Below are 20988 nucleotides of genomic sequence, written 5' to 3' on the forward strand. Positions count from 1 at the left end.
ATTTCTTGTCATAAACACGAAATTATTCTGCAAGGGCTGAAAGTACTAGAAGCCCAGCTGACGATCCCAAGAGTAAAGATACAATTAACGAGGAGGGACAGTTATGGAACCCGGAATGTATTTGACGGCACTGGTTATCACAGTATCAGCTCTGCATCTGCTTAACAACGTGATACACTATGTCAGTAGTTTCCATACGGCCTCTGCTAAAAGGCCAGATGAATCCAACAAACTACCCGCCCACAGAGATGACTGGTATATGTTTTTTCACCGTTCAGACCTGACAGGTGAAGCGAAGAAAAAAATACGAACTACGAAGGGAAACACGATAACCAGATCGTCTCCCGTGAAGAATAAGCAGCGCGATTCCCGCCCTGCACTACGCCGCTACCATACCTGAAAAATCACCAATGCATTGACAAGAGAACAGACTCCTAAGGAATGAGAACATGTTATTTAAGAGACGGTCGGAGGTAGTTCAGGAAGAAAAGCCAGATGAAGAGCAATCACTGTTAGCAAAGTTACGAGCCAGGATTGAACAGACCGATCTGCCATCCCATGCTTTAGAGGCAGCTGTCAGGGAATTGGAGAAGCTCGAAAAAACAGATCCTGCTATGGCCGAATTTACAGTAGGCATTAACTATATCGATATGCTTCTTGACTTGCCCTGGCGGGTAAGTTCTTCAGGAAACTTTGATCTTCAGCGGGCCAGGGAGATTCTTAATTCAAGGCACTGTGGGCTTGATCAGGTCAAACAACGTATCCTTGAATTTCTTGCATCTAAGACCCTGCGGGGGAATGTTCAGTCACATATACTTATTGTGGATGATGAAGAAATTGCCCGCAATAATATGCAACATGTTCTGGTCAAAGACGGCTATCACTGCCTGACCGCGTCAAATGGCATTGAGGCCCTTGAAGTCTTTGCAAATAATGATATTGATCTGGTCATCACTGACTTAAAGATGGACCAGATGGATGGCATTGAGCTACTGAGTCACGTAAACCGGTTATATCCCGACACCCAGGTTATCATGGTAACCGGTTTTGCAACAGTCAGTTCAGCCGTAGAGGCCCTTAAAAAAGGTGCAGCCCACTATCTGGGCAAACCTGTTAATCTCGATGAATTACGAAAAACTGTCAAAGAGGTATTAGACCAGAAACTCTCCAGCGATATCGGCAAGGGACCAATTCTCTGTTTCGCCGGCCCACCAGGTACAGGTAAAACCTCGGTAGGTAAGGCTATCGCAGAATCACTCAATCGTCATTTTATCAGAGTCTCTGTTGCAGGCCTGCGTGACGAAGCGGAGTTACGAGGACACCGACGAACCTACGTGGGAGCAATGCCCGGCCGGGTCCTGACAGAGATTAAACGAACCGGAGTAAATAACCCGGTCTTCATGTTGGACGAATTGGACAAAATCGGTCAGGATTTTCGAGGTGATCCAGCATCAGTTCTACTCGAAGTTCTCGACCCTGAACAGAACAGCACCTATGTGGACCACTACCTGGATATCCCCTTCGATCTCTCCCATGTCATGTTTATGGCCACAGCCAATGACCTCTCAAAATTGCCACGACCACTGCTTGACCGTATGGAAATTGTCAACTTTACGGGATATACCGAAAAGGAAAAACTGAGCATAGCACAACAATTTATTATCCCCAGACAACTGAAAGCTACAGGACTGCACAGAGAAGATATCACGTTTGCCAATGACGCCGTGGTCAGTGTCATTAACCAGTATACCCGTGAGTCAGGGTTACGTAACCTTGAGCGCGAAATCTCCAATGTCTGCAGAAAAATAGCACTTCTAAAGCTTGACGATAATGAATCATCTCCGATCACAACTATTGATTCTGCGGCAATAACGTCTTTTCTGGGACCCAAAAAATATTACCGTGAAGTGGCGGAAGAAAAGGACAGCATTGGCATTACAACCGGCCTTGTCTGGTCTGAGACAGGGGGCGAAATAATCTCTATTGAAACAGTGAAGATGCAGGGAAATGGTGTACTCACGATGACCGGTTCCCTCGGAGAAGTTCTCCAGGAGTCAGCCCAGACGGCTCTAAGCCTAATCCGCAGCAGAGCCGATGAATTTGCTATCTCACATGATGATTTCCAAAACTACGATATTCATATCCATATCCCCGCAGGCAGCATTTCAAAAGACGGTCCATCTGCCGGCATAACTATATTTGCAGCTCTACTCTCTTTACTGACCGGCAGACACGCACGGCGCAGTGTTGCACTTACCGGAGAAATGACACTCAGCGGTAGGGTCCTGCCGGTAAGCGGTATTCGTGAAAAAATGCTGGCAGCTCAGCGAGCGGGAATATCACTGGTGGTGGTTCCAGAGGCCAATCGTGACGAAGTATTAGCCTTACCGGAAGATGTGAGCGCAGGACTTCAAGTGAATATGGTAAAAAATATAGATGAGATGATCGACATGGCATTGCTTCCCCTGCCAAAGAACTAGTGTCCTGTCATGCCTCAGGAAGGGAGACCTCATAACACGGGTTAGAAATCCGGATCATCCAGCCTATATCGTTTTATTTTGCGCCAGAGGGAAACCCGGTCAATCCCGAGGATTTCGGCCGCTTTCGACCGTTTCCCCTCTACTTCATCAAGAACTTTCAGGATGTACTGTTTTTCATGATCTTCAAGTGTTGGCCATGATTGTTCCTGAGATATAGAGGTGGCTACAGATTCTGCCCCAATATCGTCTTCAAGGTGATGCGGTTCGATAACATCTTCACGACATGTGATCAACACACGTTGAATTATGTTTTCAAGCTCTCTGATGTTTCCCGGGTACTCGTAGCTCTTTAATCGCTCAGCCGCCATTTCTGATAAATGGGGGACAGTTCTTCCCGGTTCGGCGTGTTTTTGCAGAAAATGGCTGGCAAGCAGCGGGATATCATTTCGACGTTCAACCAGTGGTGGTATCAGGATGGTGATAACATCAAGTCGATAATAGAGATCTTTTCGAAACGTCCCTTCGTCAGAGGCTTCCTTCAAATTTCTGTTGGTCGCAGCCAGCACCCTGATATCGATAGGAATCTCCTCCGAGCCTCCTACGCGCATAAGTGTCCGTTCCTGGAGGACTCGCAAAAGTTTAACCTGCATCTGCAATGGCAGCTCACCAATCTCATCAAAAAAGACAGTTCCGCCTTTAGCGTACTCCAGCAACCCCTTCTTCAGTTTCTCAGCCCCGGTGAAAGCGCCCTGCTCATGGCCAAAAAGCTCTGTACTCATAAGATCTTCGCTGAAAGCACCACAGTTGAGTGAGACGATTCGTTTTCCGGCCCTCCTGCTCAAATCATGAATTGTGCGGGCAACTAATTCTTTACCGGTACCGGTTTCACCAAGAATAAGCACGTTACAATCAAGCTGTGCCACCTGTGAAATCTGTTCCCGAAGCGCTACTGTTTTTGAACTTTGTCCGATAATTTTTGAGAATTCAGTGTTGTCTGCAACCTGTTGTCGCAACTGATACAACTCCTGCTGCATTGCACTGCGTTCAAGAGCCTTAACCACCATAGCCTGAAGTTCCTGCACATTTAAAGGCTTTGCCAGATAGTGGTAAGCTCCTTTTTTCATCGCTTCAATAGCTGTATCGAGACTCGCATATCCGGTTACCACCAGCACCTCGGCGGCCGGCCAGAGACGCTTTGTCTCTGCCAGTACGGCCATGCCATCTCTTCCTTTCATACGCAGATCAGTGATAACCAGATTCACTTCCTGATCTTCCATGACGGCAACAGCTTCATTACCATCTGCTGCAAGAAGAACCCGATAGCCCGATTTCTCCAGAATATGTGCAAGGTTGTCACGGGCAATAGCTTCATCATCCACGACAAGAATAGTTGTGTTAAGAAGAGAACGTGTCATGATATCGACGACTCTTTTCCGGGAGAAAGGGGTAATCGTAAATAAAATGACGCTCCCTGACCAGGTTCGCTACTGACGCTGATTTCGCCATGATGTTTTTGGATAATACCGTAAACCACGGAAAGCCCGAGGCCGGTACCCTTCCCTTCCTCTTTGGTTGTATAGAAAGGATCAAATAACTGGCCCTGTATTTCTTTGGGAATTCCTGGCCCTGTATCATGAACAATAATGATCACAGCATCTTCTTTTTCATCTATTTCAGAGCTGAGAGTAATAACACCTTTCTGCTCAATTGCCTGGGCAGCATTTAATATGAGATTTAAAAAAACCTCCTGCATTCGCTGCACATCCATAGGAACCATAAGACTGTCAGGAACATCTATTTTGACCTGGATATCAGCCGCAACTTCGCTCCTTGCCAATCGTACAGCCCTATTAACAATATCCAGTAAAGAAGCTGTGCGTATACTGAATTTTTCTGAACGTGAAAATTCAAGAAGTCCTTTGACGACATCACGCGCCCGGAGTGTCTCCTGATCAATATTATTCAGCATCTTAAGGAATAGATCCTTATCCCCTGCATCAATTTCAGCAAGTGCGATCTGGCATGAAGTCGAAATATTATTGAGCGGGTTATTCAACTGGTGTGCAACCCCGGCAGTAAGAGTCCCGATTGATGACAGTTTTTGGGATTGAACGAGCTGATCCTGGCGAAGCTCCAGCTCCTGGACCATCGTATTGAATGCCTCCATGACCTGTTGCATTTCATCACGGGTGTTCAACACCTCAACTCTTTTAAAATGCCCCTGAGCAATAGCGCCGGTGGTCTTTTTTATAATATTAAGAGGCCTGAAAATCTTAAAAAATGTCACGAACGGCATTATGATGCCCAGGATAATAGCCACTGCAGACAAGAGACTCATGCGAGTTTTCAGTTCTTGAAATATAACGTGTAACTGAACCCGTTCAAACTCCAATAGCTGAGCACTTTTTTCTGTCATCTGCTTACCGAGATCTCTTGTAATATGGAGTAACTGGTCATATTCACTAGAACCTTCAACCCTACTTTTCTCTAGTCCACTAAAATTTTCTTTGTAGCTTTTTATCAATAGCTCAAGCTCGTTAAGCAGTGGAGTAGCTTTAAGGTTTTTTATCTGAGCATGAATGTAATCAGCTGTTTGCTCAGCTTTGGCAATGTATTCACGATGTTCTTTGAGAGCTTCCGGCGTATCATAGAGGAGGTAGTTTTTCTCGTATCGTCTCACCTCTAAAATAATGTTATCGAGCAGGTAAGCACGTTCCATGATAGTGAATTTTTTTCCTGCAGTATGCATGTCATCGTTAGACATGAACCACATAACAGAAATTCCTAAAACATAGCAAACAACAAAAAAGAGGATTTTAAACGAAAGGCTGAAATGAGACGATTTCGACAAGCTTTTTCTCCTGACCTTAAGGCTTGAAAACCAGACAGTTGCAATATCGACCTTTCAACATTTTCTACTTGTTCTATTGGCAAAAGTAAATAGTCAGAAAGGGTACACAGGATCACAGTTTTTGCTGACAGAGTCTACCACACTAAAGCTGTCTAATCACTTATTACTAAGGACATTTTTAATCTGAATACAGCGTTTATGTTTCTTACATCCTTTTGATCTAAAACTGTTCTTTGAGAACGACTCGTAATTGTTATATCCGAGTTCCATAAGAAAACAGAAAGTGAAATAGAATTAACTAAAAAAATACGACGGATTGGATCTACATGCAAATCCCAGAAAATCGTAACCAATCTGATCTGTGCCCCAGTACCTGACACAAAAAAGCTGTCGCACACATGATTCCTGCAGGTGAATTGCAGTATCAATATTTTTTCCGCTTCTTTATTATTTTTTTCCAATCGGTATAATTAAAAATGACATGAACAATTCGTGTCATTTCAATGTTTCTATCGATATTTCAGAGAAGCAACTTCAGTACATATTTCATCGTTGAAGTGGCTGCATTCTCCATACTTCTTTTAACCGATGTAACGGCTTAACCGATCACCCGGAAACAAGAATTCACACGTGAAAAAATGAATTTAATGCGAATTCAAAACGTTACCACATGCACTTCGTCAACATATTTCATGCGTAACAATGGTGCAAACCGCTGTTACGCATTTGTTCTCTGATTATAGAATCAAAATTTTCACATCATTATCCACGCCGTAATTATTGAGAGTGAAGTAGAAAAAACTCAAGCCTGAAGAGTATAGAGAGCAATTCAAAGATAGTTTATCAAGGTTCATTTCTTCTATCTCTTCTCTTTGTGTGCGCAACACAACTTAATGCTATGGGCATCACATAGAAATAATGTGGCTCAAGGAGGAATTATGATGAAAAAAGAAAAGGATGAACGACGTTCGTTTCTCAAGCAGATTATTATAGGCACTGGTGCGGTAATTGGGACTGCCGCCATTGCCAAGCCTGCCAAATCACAACCTGAACAACTCATTAACGATTCTGATGAAACGCTTTATCATAACAGCGACAATTTTAAAAAATACTACAAAACATTGCGGTAGTCCAGCATCTGTAAGGGGTATGGAACTGGCTACAGGTACCATTACGAGCCACGAAAGATTGCTTTACTCAAAAAGGAGAAACAGCAATGGCACGAAGTAAAATCAAAAAGGGTTCCAGCACTGGCGCAGTGAGTGCTGGTCGCCGAGTGACCATGAATCCCAAGGTCGCCAGAAGATCTTTCCTTAAACTTTCTGCTGCCTCTGCGGCACTTACGGGTGTTGCGATGACCACCCGCATGACCAGAAAAGTAAATGCGGCAGCCGGACAGAGTGCACCATACATCGGATCAGAAAAGATCAGAACGATATGTACTTATTGCGCAGTGGGTTGCGGCATTGAAGCAGAGGTACATAACGGCGTATGGGTTCGCCAGGAAATAGCTACTGATCATCCAGTTTCGCGAGGAGCCCACTGTTGTAAAGGTGCTGGAGCTATCGACATGGTTACCAGCGAAAAGCGCATGAAAAAGCCGATGAAGCGGGTAAACGGGAAATGGACTACCCTTTCCTGGGACCAGGCTATGGATGAGATCAGCGCTAAACTGCTAGATCTTCGCGAAAAGAATGGTCCTGATGCTCTGCATTTTAATGGTAGCGCCAAGGTCTCAACAGAAATGGCGTACCTGCAGAGGAAATTTGCAGCATTTTGGGGGTCGAATAACATTGACCACCAGGCTCGTATCTGACACTCAACAACGGTGGCAGGTGTCGCCAATACGTGGGGCTACGGTGCGATGACTAACAGTCTGAATGACATCAGGCACGCAAAAAGCATGATCTTTATCGGATCAAATGCTACTGAAGCACATCCCGTCTCAATGCAGCATATTCTGCATGCAAAAGAGGTCAATAATGCACCTCTTATCGTAGTGGATCCACGCTTTACCAAACTCGCAGCTAAAGGAACCGATTTCGTACGCATTCGTCCGGGTTCAGATGCAGCATTCATAATGGGACTCATCAACGCGGTTATTACCAACGGCTGGGAAGAGAAGGAGTTCATCAGAACACGTGTTTCGGGCTATGAAGAAATGGTTGAAGTTGCTGCCCATTATACTCCTGAGATTGTAGAAGATATCACCGGTATTCCCGCGTCAGAAGTAACCAGGATTGCTGAACTGCTTGCCACTAACAGGCCTACAAGTCTGACATGGTGTATGGGTGGTACGCAGCATTCAATAGGTTCCTCCATTACCAGAGCCTTCTGTATTCTGCAGCTTGTTCTCGGCAACATGGGTAAGTCAGGCGGCGGAACGAATATTTTCCGCGGCCATGACAACGTGCAGGGCGCAACTGATATGTGTGTTCTGGCCGACAATCTGCCAGCGTACTATGGTCTTTCAGACGGGGCATGGAAACACTGGTGCCGCGTGTGGGATGTTGATTACGACTGGATTGTTGGGCGTTTTCCTGAAAAAGAGTGGATGAACAAGAAAGGTTTCTCCCTGGCGCGTTGGTATGAAGGTGTCTTGAACGAGGAGGAGCTTGAGACTCCGACACCAATTAAAGCCATGATTCAATGGGGCTGTGGATCTAACTCCAACTCACAGTATAACAGAGTCGTCCAGGCATTAAATAAACTTGAATTACTGGTAATAGTGGATCCTTTCCCGACTATTGCTGCAGCAGTTACCAAAACCGATAACGTGTATATACTGCCAGGTGCCAGCCAGTATGAGACATCCGGTTCAGTGACATCCACCTCTCGTCAAATTCAGTGGCGGCATAGGGTTGTTGATCCCGTTTACGACAGTAAAGATGACTATCAAGTCATGGAACTGTTAGTGAATAAGCTTGGATTTGCCGATAAATTCTACAAAAATATCAAGCAGATTCCAGAGGACATAACCCTGGAGCTTGGTTCAGGTTCATTGACCATCGGCTACAACGGCCAGACACCTGATCGTATAAAGAGTCATATGGCCAACTGGCACACCTTTGATATTGATGATCTGCAGGCCAAAGGAGGCCCATGTGATGGTGATTACTATGGTATGCCGTGGCCATGCTGGACGACAGATCATCCGGGGACCCCGATACTTTATGATATCTCCAAATCTGTTGCTGAGGGTGGATTGCCCTTCCGTAACCGATTCGGCGAAGAGAGAACATATGAAAGTAGTGGCCGTACTGAAAATCAACTTGCAGCAGAAGGTATTTGCAATCCAGGCAGCGAGGTTCAAGGTGGGTACGTGGAATTCAAGGAGGTTGTTCCCGGTACCAACTGGAAAACTGATCTTTCACAGAAAACTATTAAAGATGCAATAGCCCGGGGAATGGCTCCATTTGGTAACGCCCGAGCCCGCTGCGTTGTCTGGAACTTCCCTGACAAAGTTCCGATCCATCGCGAACCACTGCATTCACCACGTCCTGATCTGATCGCAAAATATCCTACCTATGAAGATAAGCCAAATCACTTCCGGGTAAAAACCAGATATAAGAGCGAACAAAATCCAGATCTTGTCAAAGAATATCCATATGTCATAACAACCGGACGTATGGTTGAGCACATGGGTGGTGGTGCTGAAACGCGAAGCAACCAATATCTCGCTGAACTTCAGCCTGAAATGTATGTTGAGATCAATCCACGTCTGGCAAATAATCTTGGAATCCGTAAAGGTGACATGGTGATTATAGAATCACCGGAAGGTGCAAAGATAAAAGTAAAAGCCAAACTCACTCCTCGAGTTGATGAGAAAACAATCTTCCTGCCATACCATTTTGCCGGGACCTTGATGGGCGAATCCTACGAGAAGGATTATCCGGAAGGGCATGCGCCGTTTGTTCTTGGCGACCCAGGCAATGTCGTAACGAACTATGGATATGACATTATAACCCAGATTCAGGCTACCAAAGACGGTCTGTGCAAAGTCACTCGTGCGTAAGCAACACGGATGAGGAGGAATAAACAATGGCAAGAGTGAAATTCTTATGTGACGTTGAGCGCTGTATAGATTGCGGTGGCTGCGTTGTGGCCTGTAAAGAAGGGCACCATATTCCTGTGGGTGTCAACCGTCGCCGTGTTATCACGCTCAATGAGGGTGAACCTGGAGAAAAATCAATTTCCGTTTCTTGTATGCACTGCGCTGATGCTCCCTGCATCGCTGTTTGTCCTGTTGATGCAATCTATCAACGCCTTGACGGTGTCGTTCTGGTAAGCAAAAAAACCTGTATCGGCTGCGGTTACTGTTTTATGGCATGCCCATTTGGTGCTCCACAGTTTCCTGCCGGCAATGTCTTTGGAGCCAGAGGTGCTATGGATAAATGCACATTCTGTGCTGGTGGCCCGGAGGAAAATTTCAGTGCCGAAGAACACAAGCTCTATGGCCAGAACCGTATAGCGGAAGGGAAAGTACCTCTCTGCTCAGGAATGTGTGCAACCAAGGCACTTCTGGCCGGTGATGCGGATATTGTTGCTGATGTGTATCGTGAGCGCGTTTTCAGGCGGGGGTCCGGCGTTAACGCCTGGGGATGGTCCAAGGCATACGACAAAAAATAGTAACTAGCGCGTAAAAAAGCTTCACCGCTAATTTGCGATCAGTCCGGCCTTTCACTGGAAAATGAGGGGCTGGACAATGTCATCCGCAATCAGGAGGGCACCATGCAGAGCATTTTTAAACCTGTGCTTCTATTCACGATTTTCCTTGTGGCAGGAGTAGTCTCAGGTGTTTCCGCCCAGGAAAGCCAGGCTCTGGCAAACCTGCCGGCGGGATCTTCATCGGATTATTACCATACGCTGATTGGCGTAATTACTGGAGACTGGCGAGAGTACGGTCAGCTGTTCACTACCCTTCAGGGACATTGGTTCTGGAAAGTTTTTCTTGCCATCATCATTGGAATTCCGGGGGTATTTTTGCTACATTATGTGATTGTCGGGGCAAAACATTTTGATCATGACGGTGAACAGATATTGTTTTTTCCATATTTCATCCGCATTGTCCATTTCATTGCAGCAGTATCTTTTTCTTTGCTGGTTATTACCGGGCTCATGATAATTTTCGGGAAATATCTCGGAGGTGGTACATTAATCCGAATTGCCAGATACATCCATCTCGGGTCGGCCATTGTTTTTGTTCTCCCGGCACTGCTCATGCTTGTTACGTGGCTGATGGATATGCTGCCAAAAGTTTATGATATTAAATGGATGTTCATACTCGGCGGATACCTGAGCAAAGAAAAGAAACCCGTACCCGCAGGCAAATTTAATGCCGGGCAGAAAATGTACTTCTGGTTTGCCACCGTCGGTGGTTGTGTCATGGCCTACACCGGTTATATCATATGGGGGATGGGTGCAGATGTTGAAACTGTGCGTTTGTATGCCATTATCCATAATATCCTCGGCATGGGAATACTCGCATTTTACCTGACGCATGTGTATATGTCGGTCTTCGCAATTGCCGGCTCGCTGGAGAGTATGAAAACCGGCTACAAACCGAAAGATGAGGTGGATATACTCCATAGCCGCTATAGATATTAAACAGCAGATAAATCGGGACATTGATGGTGAGAGGCCTCGTGATACCTGCAAATGCCATGTAGCAAGTTAACACGAGCCAAAACAGAAAATCCGTGTCATGGTTACGAATTCGCCTAAGAGATTCATGTCTCTGCTGGCAAAAGTGACCATTGTGCGGATTTTCGTCTTTTCCCGCACAATATTATATATCGCGAAAACAATACACTCAGGATTCACAGGAGTAATACACGTGCCCCTACTTGAGTTAGGCAACAAGCACCAGGTTCATTATCAGTTGATACCAGGCCAGCAAAACAAACCGTACCTGGTTTTCCTGCATGAAGGATTGGGAAGTGTGGCATTGTGGAAAGATTTTCCTGCATCATTATGCACTGCTACTGGTCATCCCGGCCTAGTATATGATCGTTTGGGTCACGGAAAATCTTCCTCCCTGGAACATAAGCGCTCGATCAGGTATATGCACGAATGTGCTTTGCAGGAACTACCGTTGCTGCTTAAAATGCTCATCCCTGAAAAAGATTATATTTTGATCGGTCACTCGGATGGTGGCAGTATCAGTTTGATTTATGGGGCTGAACATCCTGCGCGTCTGAAAGGTATTATCACCGAGGCTGCACATGTCTTTGTCGAACAGGAAACACTCGCAGGCATACACGATGCGGTAGCAGCTTGGGATAAGGGGCAACTCGCCGGCTTACACAAATATCATGGAAGCAAAACAGTCACCCTGTTCAACGCGTGGGCAGAAACCTGGCTGGCAGAATGGTTCCGGAACTGGAGCATTGATGAGTTGTTGCCACGCCTGCAAGTTCCCCTCCTTGTTTTACAGGGAGCAGATGATCAATACGGTACTAAGAAGCAGGTGAACACGATTGTTTCAAGTGCTTCAGGAGAAGCCTGGGGAGAGATGGTCCCGAATTGCGGACATACACCTCATCTTGAAGCTCAACCGTTTGTCCTCGATCGCATGGCACAATTTATTCGTCAAATCACAGGATGAGATGAAAATCGATAGCATCGTCCTGAGTAGTGTCAGCTCAGCCAAACACTGAGAACCTGAGTAATTCAAACACTTGAATCAAATAAAATATATACTTAAAAACACTACTAATAATATCAACACATCCATTTCGTCGTATATCTGCCTGGTGTTAAACTCAATGACTTTACGAAGCCTCGTTGTATAATGATTTGCCGAAATGAACGCCTGTGATCGTTGATGGTACCTTCGATGAGTACCAACCAGCCATGTCAAGGCAACCTCGTTAGAAAAAGCACCAAAAACACTCTATGTTACGAGATAACATGTGATTTGTGAGGTCGTAATGCTGCAGACCATTCTTGATACATTCTTTAGCTTTAAAGCATATGTGATGCTCCCTATCATCATTTTTTTCGTGGCTGTCGCTGTGCGGCTTTCGTTGAGAAAATCATTTATCAGTGCAATTGAGCTGGCCGTGGGTTTTGCCGGTGTCTTTATTGCCTTTGATTTTTTTGTGGCCAATATCAAGCCGGCTGTCGAACAACTATCAATCGCCAGAGGCCTTGATTTTCCGATTCTGGATGTTGGTTGGCCACCTTTGGCGGCAATAACCTGGGCTTCTCCGTTGGCGGCTGTTTCTATTCCCATGGTGTTGTTGTTGAACCTGGTGTTAATCGCCGTGGGTTTTACCAGAGCCATCTACATCGACATCTGGAACTACTGGCATTTTGCCTTTCTCGGAGCACTGGTAATGAACGCTACCGGCAGTATGTGGTGGGGGCTGACGGCAACAGCTGTTCTGGCAGTCTACTGTTTCAAGCTTACCGAGTGGACTGCACCTGATGTGGAACGTGAGCTTGGTTTGAAAGGAGTGTCGGCATCACCCGTTTCTGTAAACGGGATTGTGCCATACACCGTTGTCGTCGATTGGATTATAGATCGGATTCCGCTGCTCAACACAATCGTCTACAATCCGGAAAAAAATCATTCCGATCATGGCACACTCGATGGGAATAGAAGTCTGCTCAGCTTGATAAGCGAGCCCATGGTTATTGGTACCCTTATGGGGTTGCTGCTCGCGATAGCAGCAGGTTACAACCTGAAAGATACTCTTGAATTGAGTGTCCATATTGCTGCTGTAATGTTTATTCTACCCAAAAGTGCAGGTTTAATTGGTGAAGCAATGGTTCCCGTAACCTCTGCATTACGGACACAGGTCGAAAAGCGATTTCCACACCGGACAAATCTGGTGGTAGCACTGGACACCGGATTTTTAATGAGTCACAGATCTGTAATTGTTACCGGGCTTATTTTAATGGCACTGGCAATACTCATTGCCCTGATACTTCCAGGTAATAAAGTCCTTCCGCTTGGCGATCTGCCCAATCTAATTTCTGTAATGTCTATCTCTGTGCTGATTTTTAACGGCAATGTGTTCAGGGCTGTTCTTGCCGGAATTCCGATAATTATTACGTTCATGCTGGTAGCGACACATCTAGCGCCGAAATATACGGAATTGGCCAGGCAGACAACTGCCTTTAATATGGAAAACATGGGGCTGATCACCGCTTTCACAGACGGTGGACATCAAGTGAGGTATGTTTTGTATTACCTCTTTCAGGGAAAGGTGTTTGCATTTGTGCTGGTCGGTTTTCTGCTGCTCGGCATGTGGTTTACCCGCAGGCGCTATAATCGGCTGGTAAAAATAGCTTCGCCTGCTGTCAATCATCTGGATTAAAATGGTTTTCTTATGGAAATATTGCTGCCTCCGCTCACCAAATGTTTCCTGCTGCGGCTTGCCCGGAAGATCCGATTGGAGCCGGACCACCTCAACATACTTGCAAATACCATAAGCAGGCCTTCCTTCTCAAATTTGAATGTTGTACGGGAAAGAAGCTCAATCTTTCCCTTGCGTTTGATGCTGGTAAAATCTGTTAAATTCTGATTTTCTTATTAAAGAAGCACTGATAGCCTCGGAGAGAAATGTATTCCACTCTGAGTTGGAACACCTGGTTAAAAAGCAAACTATTACCACCACGGCTAACACATCGATTTCATAATACATACGACAAAATATTTGATATATTTACGACGCATTCCTGGCTCAGGAGATCATTATGGACCGAAAAACTGTAAGCAGAATATCCACGGGGAAGGATGACTGGAAATATCGTTTTCTACCCTTTCTGTTGTGGTGGCCAAAAGTTTCCAGAATAACTCTGCGCGCAGATATCATCGCCGGACTAACGGGAGCTGTTGTTGCGCTGCCGCAGGGTGTCGCATTTGCAACTATTGCGGGAATGCCTCCTGAATACGGCTTATATACAGGTATGCTACCGGCTATAATTGCCGCCCTGTTCGGTTCATCCTGGTTACTTGTCTCCGGGCCTACTACAGCTGCTTCCATTGTACTCTTTTCTTCATTAAGTCTGCATGCCGCTCCCGGCAGTCCTGAATTTGTTCAACTGGCATTGACCCTGACGCTGATGGTTGGATTGATCCAACTCAGCATGGGGTTGGTTCGTTTCGGCTCGCTGGTCAATTTCATTTCGCATTCTGTTGTTGTCGGCTTCACTGCAGGTGCGGCTATTTTGATTATTACCAGCCAGTTAAAGCATTTTTTCGGACTGGCATATCCACGAGCTATTCACTTTCAGGATTCCATTTATAACTTCAGTATGCATATACGTGAAATCAACCCATATACAACAGCAGTTGGTGTGTCGACAATTGTTGTGGGAATTCTGGTAAAACGGTATCGGCCGAGCTGGCCATATATGATCGTATCAATGCTCTTTGGTAGTCTAGCTGCAGCGGGTATAATTGCCTTTGCTGGTAAGGAGACTGCTGGTATTGCAACTGTCGGTGCTTTGCCGTCAACACTCCCGCCGCTATCTCTACCGCATTTGACAATGGAAAACATTAAACTCCTGGCTCCCACGGCACTTGCAATGACGCTCTTTGCTTTGACGGAAGCTATTTCAATAGCCAGATCCCTTGCAGACAAAACGGATCAGAGTATTGATGGTAATCAGGAATTTATCGGCCAGGGATTATCTAATATCATAGGTCCCTTTTTTAGCAGTTATGTAGCAACCGGTTCATTCAACAGAAGCGGCATGAACTACGAGGCTGGCGCGAAAACTCCGCTGGCTGCAGTATTCGCAGGAGGACTGCTGATTTTTGCTGTGTTGTTTGTCGCACCGCTTGCGATCTACCTGCCTAACTCTGCGATGGCTGCAATCCTGTTTCTTGTTGCCTGGAAACTGATAGATCCCCATCATATCAAAAAAATAGCCCAGACCAGCGTTACCGAATCCGTTATCCTCGGGTCGACCTTTCTGGCCACCCTGTTTCTTGAACTGCAGTTTGCCATACTACTCGGCATAATGTTGTCGCTGGCTATCTACCTCAACCGCACATCTCACCCAAGAACACTTACACGAGTTCCGGATCCCCGCCAGGAATCACGGTCTTTTATAACAGACCCGACACTACCGGAATGTTTGCAACTCAAGATAGTGCGAATTGATGGTTCACTCTATTTCGGGGCGGTAAATCATGTCAGAGCCAACCTGAAGGAGCTGCAACAGGTCAATCCTGATCAGAAAAATTTGCTGCTGGTAGGAAGTGGCATTAATTTTATTGATATGGCAGGTGCCGAATTTCTGGTTCAGCTGGCAAAGGAAAGAGAACACGATGGTGGACATCTCTATTTTTACGATATGAAAGAAGGGATATGCAGTCATTTTAAATTCCTTGAATACCTTCTTGATATAGGCACCGATAATATTTTCGTCTCCAAAAAGGAGGCAATCTCAGAGATTTTCAATCGTCTTGATAAATCTATATGTGCCCAGTGTACTTCCCGGATATTTCTTGAATGCAGAACAGTGCCTGTATCAGGAATGAAAGAACAGGTAAATCTTGAGTATATCGATCAACCGCAGACAATATAACCTGTGCTTCAAATCATTGGCCGTCGTGGGAAAATCTTAACACATATTCAAGCTATGAAAATCTCAGCCGACACAGCTCCGTCAATTAACCTGCTGATATAATGCATTCAGACTGGCTACGTATTCTGGAGAATTATCAGACTGTTTTCTGTCGTAAATGATCACCTTTTTCTGGGAGCCCCAAATGAGTACATCATCAGATTGGTCACTATCGCCCCTTTCATGGATTAAGACCTGGTACAATGAGCGCCAGTTGGAAAAGAAGTTAGTTGAGCATGTGGTTGAGACTGTTGATCCGAAAATACGGCTCGCAAGCGGATATCGAAGTCAACTCCTTGAACCGATTGAGGTCTGTTTGCAACATTCGGAATCTATGGTTGCATCAATTCCCGGCCCTATCTATCTGAACCCCTCTGATTACGATGCAGACCCACTTATTCATGCCGCCTTCATTGGATCACCTGTCAGCCTAAAAGAATTAATCGAAAAACAGGATAGCACACTCATTTCACCCGAGTCTGCAGAGCATGAGATGTTTGCTCTCCTCACCATGAGTAAGCGGGAAACAACCGTTTTCGGACCAAAACTTCAGGGCGATGTACTCATTCAAGATGCTCAAATGCAATCAGTAACCTTTTCCGACCATAAGCTTGTAAGCCTTGCCACATCACTCGAGTCTTCACGAGAGCAACTGACACATTTTTGTTTTGAGATGATTCTTGAATCTATCTCAAGCGAGATTGCTGCCAAAAGAACAGATATCGGTGAGTTGCATGAACATCTCAAACGACTACAGGCCATGTCAAATATCTTTTCAGGCGACAATCATGCCAAGACTTTTTTTGGGCATGTCACCCCGAGTGATCCTGAAAAACTGCTTAAAGTCGAAAAAATGCTCAAAGAGACAAAGGATGAACTATCTCAGGAACGCAAAGGCTATGAAACTCCGGAAGATTGGCTGAACTGCCTCATAGAGCTCCTCAGACATCCAGAAAACATGATGAATGTTCACGTAAAGTCACTCCGGCTTGACTGGAAAAATGTTATCACGGAATCATCTGCAGAAAAGGCGAATGTTATAACCCTGGCTCAATGCTCGCTGGCAGATGAAGGGCAGCGGAATGCAACATTAATCTGTTACCCGAAACCAAATAAAAAATAAACTCCACTGATATTATACGATATAATCGTTATATCTCCGTTTGCAGATATGTGTTTAAAAAAAATTGTAACGGCAATTTAATCTTAAATTCGTGGAGTTCACATGTCACGTTATCTAAAAAGCTCAGAGAAAAATGCAGGAAAAGCACCAGATGACATTGTTTTTATAGGGAAACAGAAGATCGAAAACTCGGTTATTCGAGTAATGGATTTTGATTCTGAAACACTCGAAGAATTCGAAGCTGACAGTCCTGCTGATTGCTCCCGCTTTATAAATACTGAAACCGTAACATGGATAAGTGTTTATGGATTGCATGACCTGAGTGTTATCAAGGAAATAGGTAGAAATTTCGGGATTCATACACTGGCTCTTGAAGATATAGCCAATACAGGTCAGCGCCCAAAATTTGAAGAGTATGAAGACACACTCTATCTGGTATTGAAACTCTTACTGTTCGATGAAGAAACAGAAGTCATACGATCTGATCAGCTCTCCATAGTTTTTGGCAAAAATTTCCTCATTTCTTTCCACGAAAAACCTGTCGATCTCTTTCATCCTGTCAGAGAGAGGATTCGCAGGCATAAGGGGCGAATCAGAAAAAGCGGTCCTGATTACCTTGCGTACGCCCTTCTTGATGTCATTGTTGATAATTACATGATTGCCATAGAAGGTATTGGTAGCAGAATTGAAGATCTGGAAGTTACAGTTTTGGAAAATCCTGATCAGGAAGTGCTGAACCGTATAACCCGCTACAAACGTGAAATGAATTTTTTGCGTAAATCAATACGCCCTGCCCGGGAATTGATCGTGCAAATCACCAAAAATGATTCCGACCTCATCCAAGAAAACACTCTTCCTTTCTGGAAAGATCTTCTCGGCCTATCAACCCAGGCAACAGAGGTGATTGACTCGTATCGGGAAATGCTCTCCGACCATCTGAATATCTACAACACCTCAACCAGCAACAAACTCAACGAAATAATGAAGATATTGACCATATTCGCGGCAATATTCATTCCTCTTACATTTATCGCCGGAATATATGGTACCAATTTTGAGTATTTGCCGGAACTCCACTTTAAATACAGTTACTTCGTCTTCTGGGGAATCATGCTCACTGTGGCAGGAATAATGCTCCGCTTTTTCAGGCGAAAGGGATGGTTGTAAATCAGTACTTCCCGGTCATACTAAATGCTGACATCCTTTAGCTGAAATCCTGACAACATTCCAAAATTATTCATCAACCAGGTAGCGGAATAGACTTTCATTTTTTCGCTACCTTCTCTCTAATTCTCAGAGCCTTACATTAGGATTACAACCGTATACAAATGGTCATATTATCTTCCTGTGCTCCAACAGTATACCCCATACCTTGCAAACAGGGCACTCACGCACCACGTCGGGTATTCATCAATCTGCATTTCCTTAGAGGGACAGAAAGATTTTTGGGAAAAACGTCTCAACCCGATACTTCTTCCCCCCATGAATTAATACAGGGAGAGCATAATGCACCTGATATTTACGTCAGAAACCACACCACAAACAACACTTACTGCTTGTCAGGCTTTTTTGTGCGGCCTATAATCCTATAGAAAACTGTGTCCTTCCGAACCAGACGACATGACAGGTTGACTGACCTCAACAACAATTACCTGGGCCTTCAACTCAGCAACAGCAACTTCCAAACGGGAAGGTACATTATTAAGAAATATCGTCGTGCATCATGCATTATTGGTCTTTCAGTTCTAAACAGACACAGAGAAAAGTATCATGCTATTTAACACGCCGAAATAAATCATTTTGTAACTATCTTTCCATATTTCCGTTTAATCAATAGGGAGAGTGTTGTCGCGCTTATCGAGCTTTACTTATCTCTTAATTACAACACCTTGCGTTAGCAACAATCATAATTCAACAATTTTGGAGATTGCAATGAGACTCAAAACGTTTCTTCATCCTCTGGTAGTTGCGTTCTTTAGCGTGGTTATATGGACAGTGCAATCTCCTGCTGCAACTCTAAAAGACACAGAATCAGCAACACATGCTGATAAAGCTGCAATTTACGACATCGTAAACATTTATGATTTCGAAGGATTCAAGCTGATCCAGGCCACTCTCGGTGTGCTCTCTCATTATTCGTATATTCTTGAAAGTGAAGGACAGGCTCTCATCGTTGACCCTGGCAGAGATGTGCAGTTTTACCTCGATACGGCTCAATCAAGAAATTTGAAAATAGTAGGTGTGTTTCTCAGCCATTCACATGCTGATTTTGTTGCCGGACACATGGAGCTTGTAAAAGCAACCGGGTGCCCCATCTACCAAAGCAGTAAAAGCAATGCGCAATATACAATCAGTCCGGTCGACGACGGTGCCGAACTGAAAATCGGTAAAGCCAGGCTGGTAATACGTGATACACCCGGTCACGTAATCGACGGATCGAGTGCTCTGGTCTACAGCCCTGATAAACAGGAACCGGAACTTATGCTCTCCGGAGACTACCTGTTTGTAGGCAGTGTCGGTCGCCCGGATTTAGTTAAAGGCACGACGTCGGCAGCCCTGGCCGGTGCGCTGTTTGATACCTGGCATCAAAAAATATCCAAGCTTCCCGATGCAGTTAAAGTATTTCCCGCCCACGGTGCAGGGTCCCTGTGTGGTGCCCATCTTCGCGATGCGCCATTTACTACCATAGGCGAAGAACGAACATCCAACCCGTACCTCCAACATAGCTCACGATCAGAATTTATCACCGCAGTACTCTCTGAACTCTCTGAGCCGCCCCAGTATTTTGCCCATAATGCAGCCATGAATATGCAGGGGCCTGAGCTTATCGACCAGCAACTCAGTCTACCCGAAAAATTACTGCCTGACGTATCGTTTACCGATATCGACAAGTACATTGTAGTCGACATCAGGGATGCCAAATCTTTCGCACAAGGGCATATCCCCAATTCTATCAATATAGCTATCAGAGGTCGCTTTGAAACCTGGACGGGTATAATGATCCCATGGGATTCTCATCTTGTGTTATGTGGTGAGGAAAATGATCTCATCGAAGCATTTCAGCGCCTTCATCGGGTTGGGTATACAGGAAAACATATCCTGTACAGTGATTGGCAAAAGGCAGGACTGCCGCAACTTCATAATGAACTCATATCCCCTGAAAATCTTTATTCTGCAATGCAGGCAGGTACTGAACCTATAATTGTTGATGTCCGTTTGCCGAACGAATGGATGGGGCTTCGCATAGGTACCGTACTCAATCTTCCACTTAACAAACTTGCGGAGCTTTCGGCAAAACTCGATCACGACAATGCAATTGTCGCAGTCTGCAACTCTGCATACCGCTCCACCATGGCCATAGGAATCTTTGAGAGAAATGGGTTTTCAAAGGTAACGAGTCTGGATGGTGGCTCTGAAGCGTGGATCCATGCAGGCTACCCGGTTTACGGTTCACAGACACAAGCAGTAGTGGCAAATGCCCCCCGAAAAATAGTACCTCTTCCTGAACGTATCTGCGGAAGCGAACTGCAGCGATTAATAATTGATCTACCCAACACCTATGATCTTGTGGATATTCGCCCTCCTGAAAGCTTCTCAGATTTCAACCTTCCCGGCTCAACAAATGTACATGTCGCCGACCTCATAAACAACCCTGCATTCCTCACCGGTGCCGGCCCCCTGATTGTTGTTGACCGGGACGGTACCCTGGCTATGGCTTTGGCGGGGATTCTTTCCCAGAAAACCCAGCGCCCCATCAAAGCACTCTATGGTGGACTTGAAGCATACTGGAATTTAGCCTCAGGTTCTCACGCTGCAACACAGCCTATTCCCGGAAACGTACCGAGCGCCAAACCAGCAATGAAAACCGTTCCTTCACAGGCGCCCAAACCAGCAGCACCGGTGCAGCAGCCACAACCTCCGACTAGAAAAAGTGCAGGATGCTGATT

At 45.2% G+C, this 20988-nt stretch carries 14 protein-coding genes; 12 read left to right on the forward strand and 2 right to left on the reverse strand.

From position 1 onward, the window contains the following. Nucleotides 1–103 precede the first annotated feature (103 nt). Complete coding sequence (locus FCL46_RS16610) at nt 104–400, forward strand: hypothetical protein (RefSeq protein WP_136809845.1); 297 nt, start codon at nt 104–106, stop codon at nt 398–400. Nucleotides 401–449: 49 nt separating this feature from the next. Continuing rightward, nucleotides 450–2480: an endopeptidase La gene (lon, locus tag FCL46_RS16615; RefSeq protein ID WP_136809846.1), complete on the forward strand. Its 2031-nt coding sequence runs from the start codon at nt 450–452 to the stop codon at nt 2478–2480. Between the two features lie 41 nt (nt 2481–2521). On the opposite strand, the gene FCL46_RS16620 is transcribed toward lon, so the two are convergent. Together FCL46_RS16620 and FCL46_RS16625 are read right to left on the reverse strand one after the other, a co-directional pair. Further along, complete coding sequence (locus FCL46_RS16620; RefSeq protein ID WP_136809847.1) at nt 2522–3895, reverse strand: sigma-54-dependent transcriptional regulator; 1374 nt, start codon at nt 3893–3895, stop codon at nt 2522–2524. After that, nucleotides 3892–5331: a sensor histidine kinase gene (locus FCL46_RS16625; protein WP_136809848.1), complete on the reverse strand. Its 1440-nt coding sequence runs from the start codon at nt 5329–5331 to the stop codon at nt 3892–3894. Before FCL46_RS16625 ends, FCL46_RS16620 begins: the two co-directional genes overlap by 4 nt. Before the next feature lie 938 nt (nt 5332–6269). Here FCL46_RS16625 and FCL46_RS16630 point away from each other — a divergent pair. From FCL46_RS16630 to FCL46_RS16675, 10 genes are all read left to right on the forward strand, one after another. Next, nucleotides 6270–6461, forward strand: coding sequence for a hypothetical protein (locus FCL46_RS16630; protein WP_136809849.1), 192 nt, complete (start codon nt 6270–6272; stop codon nt 6459–6461). A 152-nt stretch (nt 6462–6613) separates the two neighbouring features. Next, entirely contained in the window at nt 6614–9346 is a 2733-nt protein-coding gene (locus FCL46_RS28490) for a formate dehydrogenase subunit alpha (RefSeq protein WP_420811280.1), read from the forward strand. A 26-nt stretch (nt 9347–9372) separates the two neighbouring features. Further along, nucleotides 9373–9960 (forward strand): formate dehydrogenase FDH3 subunit beta, encoded by a 588-nt coding sequence (gene fdh3B, locus FCL46_RS16640; RefSeq protein WP_136809851.1) that lies wholly within the window; start codon nt 9373–9375, stop codon nt 9958–9960. A gap of 102 nt (nt 9961–10062) precedes the next feature. Further along, nucleotides 10063–10938, forward strand: coding sequence for a formate dehydrogenase subunit gamma (locus FCL46_RS16645; protein WP_136809852.1), 876 nt, complete (start codon nt 10063–10065; stop codon nt 10936–10938). Between the two features lie 229 nt (nt 10939–11167). Beyond that, nucleotides 11168–11938, forward strand: a complete 771-nt coding sequence (locus tag FCL46_RS16650) for an alpha/beta fold hydrolase (protein WP_136809853.1) — start codon at nt 11168–11170, stop codon at nt 11936–11938. A 325-nt stretch (nt 11939–12263) separates the two neighbouring features. Continuing rightward, a complete protein-coding gene (locus FCL46_RS16655; RefSeq protein ID WP_136809854.1) occupies nt 12264–13658 on the forward strand; it encodes a PTS transporter subunit IIC in 1395 nt (464 codons plus the stop codon). A 379-nt stretch (nt 13659–14037) separates the two neighbouring features. Next, nucleotides 14038–15879 (forward strand): SulP family inorganic anion transporter, encoded by a 1842-nt coding sequence (locus tag FCL46_RS16660; RefSeq protein WP_136809855.1) that lies wholly within the window; start codon nt 14038–14040, stop codon nt 15877–15879. 184 nt (nt 15880–16063) lie between these two features. Then, on the forward strand, nt 16064–17041 hold the full coding sequence (locus FCL46_RS16665) for a hypothetical protein (protein ID WP_136809856.1): 978 nt from the start codon (nt 16064–16066) through the stop codon (nt 17039–17041). 102 nt (nt 17042–17143) lie between these two features. Next, nucleotides 17144–18208 carry a magnesium/cobalt transporter CorA gene (gene corA, locus FCL46_RS16670; protein ID WP_136809857.1) on the forward strand — a complete coding sequence of 355 codons (1065 nt, stop codon included), beginning with the start codon at nt 17144–17146 and terminating at the stop codon, nt 18206–18208. 765 nt (nt 18209–18973) lie between these two features. Further along, a complete protein-coding gene (locus FCL46_RS16675) occupies nt 18974–20986 on the forward strand; it encodes a rhodanese-like domain-containing protein (protein WP_136809858.1) in 2013 nt (670 codons plus the stop codon). Nucleotides 20987–20988: the final 2 nt, after the last annotated feature.

This window comes from Desulfosediminicola flagellatus, assembly GCF_005116655.2.
GTDB lineage: Bacteria > Desulfobacterota > Desulfobulbia > Desulfobulbales > Desulfocapsaceae > Desulfopila > Desulfopila flagellata.